We start from the raw sequence: 12,826 nt of genomic DNA on the forward strand, positions 1-12,826 counted from the left end.
TTCAGTGAGTAAAAATGTGTTCCGGCCATTTCAGGGTGGCAATGACGCCGTCCCCGACGTATTCGAGCCGGAGTTCCCAGTGAAGCTTCTGGCAAATCTGTTCTACCAGATGAATGCCCAGGCCGAAGCTGTTATCACTGTCGGTAAGCGTGGCCCCTTCATCGTGATTTTCAATGCGCAGGTAATGCTCGTCAATTTCAATATTAATGCTGCCTTCCTGGGTGTGCTGGAAAGCATTACGTAACAGGTTATTGAGGACAATCCTCAGCGGGGTTACCGGCAGGAGTTTATGGCCCCCAAAGCTTTCCCGGAAATTGAGTTCGACGGGCTTGTTTTCCAGCAGGTAGCCAAGGTCTTCCAGCAGCTCTCTGATCAGTTGGGCCGGGACGATATTTTCCTGTTTTGGGGGCGTATTGTTATCCCGTGAGATCCATAACAGGGTTTCGGTTAGCTTTTGCATACTGGCATTGGCACGGTTGATGCGATCAAGGGGGCGTTGCAGCGGTGCTGAAGACTCCATGCGGGCCAGTAATTCCATATTGGCTTTAATGACCGCAATCGGAGTACGCAATTCATGGCTGGCATTACGCAGAAAACGGTGTTCTTTTTCCAGCAGATCCGCAATGCGGACAAACGCGGTCTGAAGCTGGTTCGCGATCTGGTTAAGGTCGTGGAAATAAAAATCCGGCACCGGCTGCTGGAGTTTTTCAAAGGATAATTCTTCAGCCCATTTTGCCAGTGCGTCACTGCGGCGGGTCAGGCGCCGACCGTACAGCCAGACCACCAGAATCATCAGGAACACATAAACAGTACCGACGAAGAAGCCACGGCTGAATAAGCGGTCGAACTTTTGCCGTTGTTCCTGCGAGAGCTTATCGGCATCAAAATCGGCAACAACATACAGCTTGCGCTGGTCGGGTAAACGGTGTGTATATATTGTCAGGAAACGGGCGCCGTCCCAGCTTTCTTCTCCGTTGGGAAACCATTCCACCTCAACATATTCTCCATACTCCAGCTCCGTAAACGGCACAACCTGATGATAAAAAGGCGGTGCCTGACGCCAGTCGTCGAGATAGAAATGCAGGATACTGGTTTGCGGCAGCGGCGTATCGTGGGCTTCAGTGTAGCGTTTTTCGAAGTCATCGATTTCAAACTGCATCGTCAACTTGGCCATTTCATCAAAGCCCCTGCTCAGGCTGATATCCACCAGAAAGGTATAAATCAGCGCTGTTACCAGCGTCAGACTGACGACCAGCAGGCTGAATTGCCTGCGCATGGTACGTTTACCGTGTTTAAACATTGTTATCCCGTAATACAAAGCCCTGTTGTGACAGGGTCTGAATCATGGCTTGTGCAAAGGGTTTATCTACCTGCTGCCGGAGGTTATACATATGGACTTTCAGGCTGTTGGTGTCTGGTGGGCTGTCCTGCCAGAGGCTGTATTCAAGGTCTTTTCGGCTGACGGGGTTCGGGCTGGCGCGCATCAGGGTTTCCAGCAGTGTCCAGCAACTGGGGGTCAGCTTAAGGGTGATACCGTCCCGGCTGGCATGGCGACTGTCCAGGTTAAGTGTCAGGCCGCCGACCTGCAGTTTGCGCACCTGCCCGCTGCGCCGTACCGCCAGTGCCCGAATCCGCATGGCCAGTTCTTCCATGGCGAAGGGTTTCACCAGATAGTCGTCGGTACCGGCTCTGAAGCCGGCAATTTTATCTTCCAGTGTGTCCCGGGCGGTGAGCATCAGAACCGGCGTGTCGGTGCCCTGCTGGCGCAGTTTTTCACACAGGGTGATGCCATCCATGCGGGGGAGCATCAGATCGAGAACCAATACCTGATAGCTGTTTTCTGTGGCCAGTTTCAGGCCTGCCTGACCATTGTAGGCATGGTCGCAGGTGATGCCTTCCAGGGCCAGGAAGTCGGCGGTGGAGCTGGCCAGATCGATATCATCCTCGACCAGCAAAATTTCAATCTTGGGTAGCGTCATGAAATCAGTTCCTGAGGTTTGGCGGTGATGGCGGCGACAGGCTTTCTCCGGGAAGGCCGTTTGGCGGCCGGTTTAAGGTCTTCGCCGATCATTGTCAGTGCCGGTATTAAAATCAGGGTAATAAGGGTTGCGAACAGAATACCATAGCCCATGGCGATTGCGGCGGGAATGAGGAACTGAGCCTGCTCAGAGGTTTCAAATATCAGCGGTACGAGCCCGGCATAAGTGGTTATGGAGGTCAGGAATATGGCCCGCATCCGGCTGCACCCTGCCTGTACCATGGCCAGATGAGCGGGCATACCGGCGGCACGCTGTTCGTTAAAGCGGCTGATCAGTAACAGGCTGTCGTTTACCACTACGCCGGACAGCGCCAGAATGCCGAACAGCGACAGGATACTCAGGGGGATGTCATGCAGCCAGTGGCCGATCAGTGCGCCGACAATGCCAAACGGAATGGCGGTCATGATCATCAGGGGTTGCAGGTATGACTTCAGCGGGATTGCCAGTAATGCATAGATAGCAACCAGTGCAATGAGAAATGCCCCCTGCAGTGAACTGCGGGTTTCCGCTTCTTCCTGTGCTTCGCCGCCGAGCCTGATTTCCAGACCGGGGTAATCCCGGCTTAACTGGCTGAACAGGCCGCTGTCTAATTCATCCAGAATCAGCTGTGGTGTGGCGGCGAATTTGTCGACATCGGCAGAAATAACCGCGACCCGGCTGCGGTTTACCCGGTAAATATTGCTGGCCACATAACGGCTGCTGATGCTGGCAACGCTGTCCAGCGGTAAAACCTGACCGCTGTCGGTGCGGATTCTGGCATCCGCCAGATTATCGATGTGACGACGGGCGTTATCCGGGTAGCGCAGTTTGACTTTCATTTCGTCCCGGCCACGCTGAAAACGCTGTACTTCAAACCCCTGAAAGGCTTGCTGGATCTGGTTGGCGATATTCTGCGCTGTCAGCCCCATTGCCTGCCCCGCGGGGGTCAGCGTGAGGTCAATTTGTCCCTGACCGGCCCTGAGGGTGTTCTGTATTGCGGAAATGCCTTCGTAATTTTTCAGCGCAGTTTCAATGGCCTGACTGGCGGTTTCCAGTGTCTGGTTATCTTCTGAGCGGATTTCGATGCTGATGTCATCGGCGCCTTCCCAGGCCGTGATGAACTTCAGCTTGCGAACCGCTTCAAGGTTGCCGATTCTGGATTGCCAGCTGTTGGCAATGTCCTGTGTGGTCAGCGGTCTGCCTGCCCGTCCTGAGAGCCCGGCTATGAGGGTGGCACTGCTGGCATCGGTCCAGATGGCCAGATGGTTTACGGGCGGTTCATCCAGCGCGTATTGCTGCTGGATATCGCGGTTGAGTTGCATGGCCGCCTGTTCAATCATCAGTGCCTGTTTCTGTACCAGACCGAAACCGGTGTCTTCTTCCAGCTCCAGCTGGACAGTAATAAAGTTACTGGGGATATGTGGAAAGAAGACGGCTTTGATTTTGCCGGAAGGCACCATGCCGATGACCAGCACAAACAGGCTGACCGCGATGATCACCGTCACGTACCGGTATGCCAGTACCTGATGTATCAGTGGGCGGTACAGTTTGCGGGTGAAGTAATTCAGGCCGTTGCTCATGACCGTCTGGATTTTTCCCCAGCCCCGGCTAACAGGGTTGCGCTGATCAGACTGCATTTTCAGGTGTGCCAGATGCGCCGGCAGCACCAGTTTTGATTCCAGCAGGGAGAAGGCCAGACAGAAGGCAGCCGCGTAGGCAAAGAAACTGAATATCTTGCCCATTTCGCCGTCAACCAGGGTCAGTGCCATAAAGGCGACAATGGTGGTCAGCACGCCGAATACGGTGGGAATGGTGACCCGCTGTGCGCCGGCAATCGTGGCATCGACAGTCGCCCCGTGTTTTTCCCGGGAGGCGTAAATGCTTTCGCCGACCACAACCGCATCATCAACCACGATGCCCAGCGCGATGATAAACCCGAAGGTGGTTAACTCGTTCAGGGTCAGGTTGAACAGACGGGCGTCCATGAGTAACAGTGCGCCGCAGAAGATGACCGGCAGGCCTACACCCACCCAGAAGGCGACCCGTACGTTAAGAAACAGGGCCAGTAACAGCATCACCAGCCCAATCCCCATCACGCTGTTCTTCATCAGCAGGCTGAGACGGTCAGCGATATAAATACTCTGGTCATTCCAGATAACGGCTTCGATGCCGACAGGTAACTGGCTGCGAAAGCTGGCCACTTCTTGTTCGACTTGCCGGGAGATCTGCATGATGTCTGAGGTGGTGTACATCTTTACATCCAGGCCGATCGCCGGCAGACCGTTGTAGCGCGACAGTACCGGTGTTTGGGTAAAACCGTCTTCGACGGTTGCCAGATCGGCCAGTGTGATGCGCTGGCCTCCGGTCGTCTGACGGATAAGTATCTGTTCAAACTGGGTCTGATAGTACGCCTGCTGATCGGCCTTGATAACCAGGGTGCCATCGGCGCTGAACAGTTCGCCGCCCCGTTCATTCAGAGAGGCGCCCTGAATGCGGGCGGCAATGTCGGCTATGCTGACTCCCAGCGCCTGAAGGCGGTTTTCATCCACCTGAATGGTAATCTCAGGCGTACGGTTACCGTTGGTATTCACCCGCTCAATGGCCGGGTCGTTCAGCAGTTGTTTGCGCAGTCGCCGGGCCACTTCCTGCAAGGTAGCCGGGTCTGCATCGCCGTAGAGCTGAACGCTGACAGCGTCTTCCAGATACGTGGCTTTACTGACCACCGGACGTTCCGCTGCCTGTGGCAGGGTATTGATGCTGTCGATACGGTTTTTAACGTCCCGGTAGAGAGTCTCCAGATCGTAGCCACTGGTACGTTCAACCGTGACTGTGGTACCGGAACCGTCAGAGTCGCTGGTGAGTTTTTTAATTCCCTCAATGCCCTGCAGAGCTTCTTCCAGCTTGATCGCCAGCCCTTCCTCCGCGTTGGCAGCGGAGCCGCTTTCATAGACAACCGATACCGTGACCGTATTAGGAGGAAGGGGCGGAAAGGCTTCTACCCGCAGGTTCATCGCACTCATCAGGCCGGCGATCAGTATCAGGGCCATCAGGAGATTAGCCGCCACCGGGTTACGGGCAAACCAGGCGACCCAGCCTTGACGGGTATCATGGATCATTGGCTGATCTCCGTTGTGGCCAGCGTCTGCTGTTCAGTGACCGGGCTGACCTGCATATTCGGTAAGTAGCTGGCCAGCGGTTTACGCACCAGTTGCAGTGACGCGGGTAGGTCTCCCCGGGGGATAAACAGCTGATTATCTTTGCTGAAGATGGCTTTGCGGGCGCTGTGTTTCAGTAAATTATCCTCTACGTACCAGATATAGCCGGCAGCGCTCAGGGCTGCGGCGGGTATGGCAAAGAGGTTTGCCTGCTGCCTGCCGGTGATGCTGATGGCGACAAAGTCACCTGTCAGCAAGGGGGTATCTTTCTCCAGAGGCTGTTCAACGCTGATAATCAGTTCACGTAAACGGGTTGTCGGGCTGACAGCATCAGCGAGTTGGAGAACCTGTGCTTCCCAACGGGTCTGCTGGTCTTTACTGAACAGCCTTACACTGGCGGTGGCCGGGTCTTCCGGCAGCTGTTGCCACTGGCTGGCGGTCAGACCGATGCGTACTTCGGCACGGTCGCTGGCGCGCAGTTTTGCCAGTTCACTGCCCGGCTGCAGGTAGCTGCCAACACTGACATTGCGGGCAGATACTACCCCGTTAAAAGGTGCTTTCAGTTCCGTATGGGCAAGGTTATTGCGGGCCTGGGTTACTGCTGCGCTGGCTGCCCGGTAACGGGCCCGTGCGGCAGCCAGCTGAGGCTTACGCAGTAACAGATCGCTGGGTTGGGTAGTCAGGCCGGCGCGCTGCCAGTCTTTCTTTGCCTGGCTGCTCTGGTGTTTTTCCTGCTGCAGGGCGAGGTTAGCATCGGCAAGGTTTTGCTGTGCCTGTGCCAGTGCGGTCTGATAGTCGGTATCATCCAGCCGTAACAGAATCTCACCTTTCCGGATTTGCCGGCCATCAGTGAAATCCGGATTACGCCAGACTACCCGGCCGCTGATCTGACTGCTCAGGCTCAGTTCATCGGTGCTGGTGACCTCACCAAAGCCGTTAATCCGGGCGGTAAAGCTGCCGGGTGTCAGTTCAAGAACAGTGACTCTGGGGGCGGTTACAGTCTCTTCAAACTGTTCCGCTGAAGGCTGATTGTCGATGGCTGCTGCGGTATACAGGCATGCACCTCCGAGCCCGGCGACAGACAGCAGGGTGATGATGAGTTTTTTCGGTAATAACTTAATTGTCACGGATCATACTCCCATGCCAAGGGCCAGGCCCAGCACGATACGGTTGGAAAGCCGGGCCTGCCGGATTTGCAGTAAGGCGATGCGGTCATCAAAGGCTTGCTGTTCCGCTGTCAGCAGGTTGAGAATATCTGCCAGACCGTCCCGGTAGCGGCTCTGATAGTGGATAAAGTTGGCGTCAGAATGGCGGCTGGCCAGTGCCAGATATTCCTGACGCTGCTGTAATGTATATTCCTGAGATAACGCGGTTTCCACTTCCTGAACGGCTGTCAGCAGGGTTTGCTGATAAGCCAGATAAGCACGCTCAGCCTGTAATTCAGCAATGTCTTTGCCGGCTTCAAGTCGCCCGGCGTTGAACAGCGGAGCGGTTAAACTGCCCAGCAGGCTCCAGGCATTGCTGCCGGATAACAGGTCAGACAGTCTGTTCCGGGACTGGCTGATACTGGCGGTGAGACTGAATCCGGGTAACAAGGCTTTATAGGCGACGTCTGTGTTGTAGTCGGCTGCGACAATGCGTTCATAGGCAGCTAACAGGTCCGGGCGGGCGGCCAGTACTTCCCCCGGTAATTGCTGCAGAGGAATGGCCACGGCCAGGTGTGTTTCTGCCAACTCTGCGAACAGTGGCAGAGGGGACTGTGGCTGCCGGCCCAGCAGCACATTCAGGGAGCGTTTGGCGTCGGCCTGATTCTGTTGCCGGGCGGCAAGGTCTGCCCGGGTACGGGCCGTGCTGGCCCGGGCAGCTTCCAGATCCGCCAGATTGCCCAGCCCGCGCTGGAAACGTTCGGTGATGGTTGCTTCCGTTTTTTGCAGGCTTTCCAGCCGCTGCTCAAGGGTAGTGATGATCCGGGCACGCAGGCTGATATCGATCCAGCGCTGAATGATTCTGGATGTCAGGGAGTTGCGGGCTGCCTGATAGTCCAGCTGCAATGCCCGGGTGTCGGCTTCGGCTGCGGAGGAGGCGTTGGCGAGCCGGCCCCATACATCCAGTTCCCAGTTCAGGTTCAGTGCCAGTGCGTGGCTTTCGTTAATCACCGTTGTTTTGTTGCGCTGGCTGTTGAGGCTCAGGTTCAGGTCCGGCTTTTCTGCCGCAGCAGTCTGGGTGGTGAGCAACCGTTGCTCCCTGATACGCAGTGCAGTTTGCTGTAACTGCTGATTGGTTTTCAGGGCGTCAGCGACCAGCACATCCAGTTGCGGGTCATCCACCAGTGCCAGTAGCTGATTGCCGGTATGGGTTTGTTCACCGCTGACGGTTGTTGCCCATTGTTCCGGTTGCAGGCCGGTTGTTTCAGTCAGCGGTGCTTGTCTGACGGCTGAGCCGGTACAGCCGGCCAGTAACAGTGTCAGCACGATCAGCAACGCAGGGGGTGGAAAATCCATGAATTTGTCTCGGTATCCGAAGGTTGCCGCAAGCGTATTAACACGGCGGTAAATGCGGGGTTAAAAGTTATCAATACGGCTTGGCAGCGGGCTGTAAATTGCGGCATTAAGGGGAATCGCGTATATTTCAGCTGATCTGTCTTATTAATTTATCAAGGGTTTTTGCCCCTATGAGTGCCCAGCACATCCCTCTGTACAAGCGTGTTGAACAGCATATTCTCAATGACATTGATGGTGGCCGTCTGGTCCCGGGTGATCTGATCCCTTCTGAGCCTCAGTTAGCTGCTCAGCTGGACGTCAGCCAGGGAACCGTAAAGAAGGCAATCGACAATCTGGTGAATGAAAAACGGCTGTTCCGACATCAGGGAAAGGGGACCTACGTATCAACCATTGATTTTAATAACAGCCTGTTCCGGTTCTTTTCCTATGGTGACGGTACCGGGAAAGGGGTACGGATTCATAAGGAAGCAGGGGAGCGGGCGCTGCGTTCTGCGCCGAAACATATCTGTCAGCAGCTGGGGTATCCGGCGGACAGTGAATTACTTTACATCCAGCGTCAGGGTTATATTCAGGAATTACCGATTCTGGTGGAGCATTGCTGGTGGTGTCCGGATGTCCTGCCCGGGCTGGAAAAGGGGGATGTGCATATTCCCGATCTGATGTATGCCATGGTGGTGGAAAAGTATAAAGTGCCGGTGGTGCGGGCTGAGGAAACCCTTACTGCCGATATTGCCGATAAGCAGACAGCACAGATTCTGGGGATACCTGAAAAATCTCCGGTGGTGGTGCTGGTGCGCCATACTTACAGCCGAAACAATAAGATGATTGAGTACCGTAAAACAGTTGGCCGGGCAGATAAATTCAGTTATAAGGCTGAAATCCGTTAGATTTTTTCTTCTCTTTTCCCTTCTTAAATCTGCAGGTATCGCCGGATAATTTTACTTGCAGATATTTCATCTCACGCTTTTTGTTCGCATTCTGAAGGTGCTTTCCGATAGGGTATGGCTGCGTTAAGTGATATGTTTTATATGACTTTTTATGTTCCCGTTCTGTTCACTTCCGGCTGTTATTAGGTAGTAAGAAAGACGTTATTCAGCCGCTCTGATTTTTCCTGAAGGGTATTTTTAAGCTTGACTTACAGAGCTGACCCGTTACGATCATATAAGTCATATATATGAGTTATATGAAGTGTGTCGGTAGTCAGTGTCTGCCGATGTGTATTTCAGCCCTGAAGAGACGTTCTCTCAGGCAGACCATCACCGGAGACATTCGCATGTATAAAAAAATATGCGTCGCAGTAGACGGATCGGAAATGTCACTTCAGGCAGTGACCGCGGCGGCTGAAATTGCCACCGCTTTCAGCGCTGATTTGCTGTTATTGCATGTCATCCGGCCAATGAAAATTCCCACGGAACTGGAACGCTACATAAAGAGTGATGATCTGGCCAAGCTGCGCTCTTCCGCGTTGGAAGAGGTAGGTAAAGAAATTATGACCAAAGCGCTGGATGTGGCCAGTCAGCAGGGGGCTGAGCATGTAACCGCTAAAGTGGCAAAGGGTGATCCGGCCGGCACGATTATCAAGCAGGCAACGAAGTTTGAGGCCGATCTGATAGTGGTAGGCACCCGGGGGTTGGGTAAGGTGGAAGGCGCACTGATCGGCAGTATTTCCAGAAAAATAGCTGATATTTCATCAACCAGCATGCTGATAGTTAAGTAACCGGGCGTGGCCCACAGAATGTGTATAAATATTGCTGTAACTGACTGTAAAAAAAGATAAAAACCAAATGTCTGTTGGGTTTTTTAACGCTGGGCAAGCAGCGTTAAAAGCCCGATTAGCCCGAGATAAAATAACAACGACACCGTGGTGGAAGCAGACCCCAGTTCTGTTATGACTAAGCGGTGCAAGGGTGATAATGATGCTAGAGTTTTTGCAATACCTTCCGGACGTATTCACGCCCTGGAATTTCCTCGTGCTGGTGCTTGGCACCGTGGGGGGCCTTATCCTCGGGGCGACTCCCGGTCTCAGCCCTACCATGGCGGTAGCGCTGCTTATTCCCTTTACCTTTCATATGGAACCGGCCACCGGTCTGATTCTGTTGGGCGCTGCTTATACCGCGACTGTCGCCGGGGGCGCGGTCAGTGCCATCCTGCTGAGTATTCCCGGTGCACCGGCGAATATCGCCACCACTCTGGACGGTAATCCTCTGGCGAAACAGGGTAAGGCAACCGCAGCCCTGCATTACTGTTTTCTGGCCTCCTTCGTAGGCGGTGTTCTGGGTGTGCTGGTGCTGATTTTCTTCACGCCGACGCTGTCCCAGTGGGCGCTGGGCTTCGGTCCTTCCCATCTGTTCTGGGTGGCTATTCTTGGGGTGACGGTAATCGGTTCACTGGGCTCCGGGTCGGTGATCAAAGGCTTATTTGCCGGGTTTGTGGGGCTGTGGATATCCACCATTGGCTACGATCCGGTGCTGGGGGTGGAGCGCTTTAACTACAGTGAACATCTGGGTGGTGGCATCAATATTATTGCTGCCTTAGTCGGACTGTTCGCGATTCCGCAGGTGCTTTCAATGCTGACCCCCCAGGATCTGCCGGGCGGTGTTACCAAGTTTGCTATGGAAGCCCAGAGTATCGCTATGTCTGTCCGCGATACGCTGGTGCGCTGGAAGGCCCTGCTGGTGGGCAGTGTCATCGGTGTGGTTGTGGGGTTAATCCCCGGTGCCGGCGGGCAGATTGCCGGTCTGGTGTCTTATGACCAGACCAAGAAAATGAGCCGTGATAAAGCGAAATTCGGTAAAGGTGAGCCTGCCGGTGTGATCGCGGCTGAGTCGGCGAATAACGCAATGGTTGGTCCTTCGCTGGTACCGCTGCTGACCCTGAGTGTTCCGGGGTCACCGACAGCCGCAGTGTTGCTGGGCGGTCTGCTGATCCACGGCCTGTTTCCTGGCCCGGCATTGTTCTCTGAGCATGGCCCGGTGGTCTGGACCTTCATTAACTCCCTGCTGGTCGGCCAGCTGCTGATGTGTATTTTCGGCATCATGATCAGCCGTTACAGCCGGTTTGTGATGGATATCCCTGAATACTATATGGCGGCAGCAATCACTGTGCTGGCGGTGTTCGGTACCTTCAGTGTGCAAAACAGCTTCTCAGATGTATTCGTCATGATGGGGCTGGGGATCACCATGTATTTTGCCTCCAAAATCGGCTTCAGCCCTTCGCCGGTGGTGCTGGGCATTATCCTCGGGCCGATTGCTGAGACTAACTTCCTGCAGGGGCAGATCATCGCACAGGTGGGCGACGGTATGGTGCCGTATTTCTTCGGCGGTGCGCTGAATATCACCCTGGTCACCATTGTGGTGCTGTCGGTTGTGTACAGCGTCTTCAGTGAAATGAAGGCCAAGCGACAGCTGCGAGCGGCACAGCAGGCCGATGATGACGGCTATGTTGTCGAGAAGGAGGCCTGATCATGTTAGCGAAACGTTTAACCGCACTTGGCGGGCTGGCGCTGGCGGTTCTGTTACTGAGCCTTGGAAGCAACGTTGAATACGGTGAGGAAGCGTATTTCTTTCCGAATTTACTGACCTATTTTCTGTTCGGCTTCGCACTGGTTCTGCTGGTGACCGACGGTGAACTGCTGAGCTGGCTGAAGGATATTGCCGATTTTCTGTGGCGCTGGATGTTCGGCATTGTCGGGCAGGGTAATCCGGCCCGCTGGCCGGATGTAGTCCGGCTGATTCCGATGTTTATCATCATTCTGCTGTACCTGTACTTTGCCGATATTGTCGGTATGTACACCACGTCTTTTCTGGCTTTTGTACTGATTACGGTGATTTATACACCGCTGCGGCCAAGGAGCCGCTCAGTACTGAAGAACACGGTGATAGGCGTGTTGTTTACCGGCGTGATTTATTTGATTTTCTCGGTGCTACTGCAATTGCAGACACCTTCCGCCTGGCTGATTTAGCCGGGCATTGCATGACCCAAAATGCTCGATACAACAATAAATACAGTCCCTGGGACGAGGAGTTATCCATGCTGAAAAAGATTACTAAAACCCTGCAAACTTCTGCGCTTGCGTTCGCCGTTGCAGGCAGCGCGCTGCTGCCACAGCTGGCACAGGCGGATGCCTATCCGGAACGTCCGGTGAGTATGGTGGTTTCTTATTCACCGGGTGGGGCAACGGATTTTCAGGCGCGTATCGTGACGATGCTGGCGGGGAATGAAGATTATCTGGGGCAGCCCATGGTTATCCTGAATAAACCCGGTGCCGGCGGTAAAGTTGGCTGGGATTTCTTTGCCTCTAAAGCGAAAAAGAACGGCTATGAACTGGCGGCGTATAACGTACCGCATTTCATTGCCCAGTCGATCGTTTTCAAGACCAAATATAATATCGATAATCTGGAACCAATTGCCAACTGGGGGGCGGACCCGGCGGTACTGATCGTCGGTAAAGACAGCCCGTTTAATACCCTTGAAGACCTGATGAACTATGCGAAGGAAAATCCGGGTAAGGTGACGTTCTCCGGGGCCGGTTTATATGTCGGTCATCACATCGCATATCTGCAGTTTGCCAAGGCATCCGGCCTGAAACTGACCTACGTGCCACATAAAGGAGGCACCCCGGCAATGAAGAGCGTTATGGGTGGCCAGGTGAAGGCCGGCTTCAATAACCTGTCGGATGCGTTCCGTAACCGTGACAGTGTGAAGATTCTGGCAGTGGCTGATCTGGAGCGGAATAAGGAGTTCCTGCCGGATGTACCAACGTTCATGGAACAGGGGGTTGAGGTGGATGATTCCAGCGTTAACTTCCGTGGCATCATGGCCCGTAAAGGTACCCCTGACGAGGTGGTGGATTATCTGGCACAGCGTGTGCCGATGATGTTTGAAGACAAGAAAACCCTCAAAAAAATGGATTCCGCCGGCTCTCCGGTACGGATCATTCCCCGTGAAGAGGTCATCACCATGTGGAAAGAGCGTGAGGCCTATCTGAAAGAGCTGTTAGCCGATCTGAAAAAGTAACGGCTGCCTGAATCAGCACTGATGCCTGGGTAATCCTGCATCAGTGAAGGGCAGCGTACAGCTGTATGCTGCCTGATCTACACATATAGCTGAGTTATGAGAGTTATATCAATATCCGGATCAGTGGAGATTTGTT

General features: G+C 54.2%; 10 protein-coding genes. 5 read left to right on the top strand and 5 right to left on the bottom strand.

Going from position 1 to position 12,826, the window contains the following annotated elements:
• Position 1: 1 nt before the first annotated feature.
• The 5 genes from PCI15_RS03315 to PCI15_RS03335 are packed head-to-tail and all read right to left on the bottom strand — an operon-like array spanning position 2 to position 7,674.
• Positions 2 to 1,300, bottom strand: a complete 1,299-nt coding sequence (locus PCI15_RS03315) for a sensor histidine kinase (RefSeq protein ID WP_271272946.1) — start codon at positions 1,298 to 1,300, stop codon at positions 2 to 4.
• Positions 1,293 to 1,979, bottom strand: coding sequence for a response regulator transcription factor (locus tag PCI15_RS03320; protein WP_271272947.1), 687 nt, complete (start codon positions 1,977 to 1,979; stop codon positions 1,293 to 1,295). The genes PCI15_RS03315 and PCI15_RS03320 overlap by 8 nt, the downstream gene beginning before the upstream one ends.
• Positions 1,976 to 5,134, bottom strand: a complete 3,159-nt coding sequence (locus PCI15_RS03325) for an efflux RND transporter permease subunit (RefSeq protein ID WP_271272948.1) — start codon at positions 5,132 to 5,134, stop codon at positions 1,976 to 1,978. The genes PCI15_RS03320 and PCI15_RS03325 overlap by 4 nt, the downstream gene beginning before the upstream one ends.
• Positions 5,131 to 6,300 carry an efflux RND transporter periplasmic adaptor subunit gene (locus tag PCI15_RS03330; protein ID WP_271272949.1) on the bottom strand — a complete coding sequence of 390 codons (1,170 nt, stop codon included), beginning with the start codon at positions 6,298 to 6,300 and terminating at the stop codon, positions 5,131 to 5,133. The genes PCI15_RS03325 and PCI15_RS03330 overlap by 4 nt, the downstream gene beginning before the upstream one ends.
• A gap of 3 nt (positions 6,301 to 6,303) precedes the next feature.
• Positions 6,304 to 7,674 carry an efflux transporter outer membrane subunit gene (locus PCI15_RS03335; RefSeq protein ID WP_271272950.1) on the bottom strand — a complete coding sequence of 457 codons (1,371 nt, stop codon included), beginning with the start codon at positions 7,672 to 7,674 and terminating at the stop codon, positions 6,304 to 6,306.
• Positions 7,675 to 7,844: 170 nt separating this feature from the next.
• On the opposite strand from PCI15_RS03335, the gene PCI15_RS03340 reads away from it, so the two are divergent.
• The 5 genes from PCI15_RS03340 (at position 7,845) to PCI15_RS03360 (ending at position 12,690) form a co-directional block, all read left to right on the top strand.
• The gene (locus PCI15_RS03340) at positions 7,845 to 8,561 is read left to right on the top strand and encodes a GntR family transcriptional regulator (RefSeq protein WP_271272951.1); all 717 of its coding nucleotides are present in this window, start codon (positions 7,845 to 7,847) and stop codon (positions 8,559 to 8,561) included.
• A gap of 386 nt (positions 8,562 to 8,947) precedes the next feature.
• Positions 8,948 to 9,391, top strand: a complete 444-nt coding sequence (locus PCI15_RS03345; protein ID WP_271272952.1) for a universal stress protein — start codon at positions 8,948 to 8,950, stop codon at positions 9,389 to 9,391.
• A 196-nt stretch (positions 9,392 to 9,587) separates the two neighbouring features.
• Entirely contained in the window at positions 9,588 to 11,135 is a 1,548-nt protein-coding gene (locus PCI15_RS03350; RefSeq protein WP_271272953.1) for a tripartite tricarboxylate transporter permease, read from the top strand.
• Between the two features lie 2 nt (positions 11,136 to 11,137).
• Positions 11,138 to 11,635: a tripartite tricarboxylate transporter TctB family protein gene (locus tag PCI15_RS03355; RefSeq protein WP_271272954.1), complete on the top strand. Its 498-nt coding sequence runs from the start codon at positions 11,138 to 11,140 to the stop codon at positions 11,633 to 11,635.
• A 68-nt stretch (positions 11,636 to 11,703) separates the two neighbouring features.
• Positions 11,704 to 12,690 carry a Bug family tripartite tricarboxylate transporter substrate binding protein gene (locus PCI15_RS03360; RefSeq protein WP_271272955.1) on the top strand — a complete coding sequence of 329 codons (987 nt, stop codon included), beginning with the start codon at positions 11,704 to 11,706 and terminating at the stop codon, positions 12,688 to 12,690.
• Positions 12,691 to 12,826: the final 136 nt, after the last annotated feature.

This window comes from Aliamphritea hakodatensis (assembly GCF_024347195.1).
Classification (GTDB): Bacteria; Pseudomonadota; Gammaproteobacteria; order Pseudomonadales; family Balneatricaceae; genus Amphritea; species Amphritea hakodatensis.

Excerpts from the sequence above, each read along its gene's own strand:
- PCI15_RS03315 (WP_271272946.1), bottom strand. The coding sequence starts at position 1,300 with ATGTTTAAACACGGTAAACGTACCATGCGCAGGCAATTCAGCCTGCTG.
- PCI15_RS03320 (WP_271272947.1), bottom strand. The coding sequence starts at position 1,979 with ATGACGCTACCCAAGATTGAAATTTTGCTGGTCGAGGATGATATCGAT.
- PCI15_RS03325 (WP_271272948.1), bottom strand. The coding sequence starts at position 5,134 with ATGATCCATGATACCCGTCAAGGCTGGGTCGCCTGGTTTGCCCGTAAC.
- PCI15_RS03335 (WP_271272950.1), bottom strand. The coding sequence starts at position 7,674 with ATGGATTTTCCACCCCCTGCGTTGCTGATCGTGCTGACACTGTTACTG.
- PCI15_RS03340 (WP_271272951.1), top strand. The coding sequence starts at position 7,845 with ATGAGTGCCCAGCACATCCCTCTGTACAAGCGTGTTGAACAGCATATT.
- PCI15_RS03345 (WP_271272952.1), top strand. The coding sequence starts at position 8,948 with ATGTATAAAAAAATATGCGTCGCAGTAGACGGATCGGAAATGTCACTT.
- PCI15_RS03350 (WP_271272953.1), top strand. The coding sequence starts at position 9,588 with ATGATGCTAGAGTTTTTGCAATACCTTCCGGACGTATTCACGCCCTGG.
- PCI15_RS03355 (WP_271272954.1), top strand. The coding sequence starts at position 11,138 with ATGTTAGCGAAACGTTTAACCGCACTTGGCGGGCTGGCGCTGGCGGTT.
- PCI15_RS03360 (WP_271272955.1), top strand. The coding sequence starts at position 11,704 with ATGCTGAAAAAGATTACTAAAACCCTGCAAACTTCTGCGCTTGCGTTC.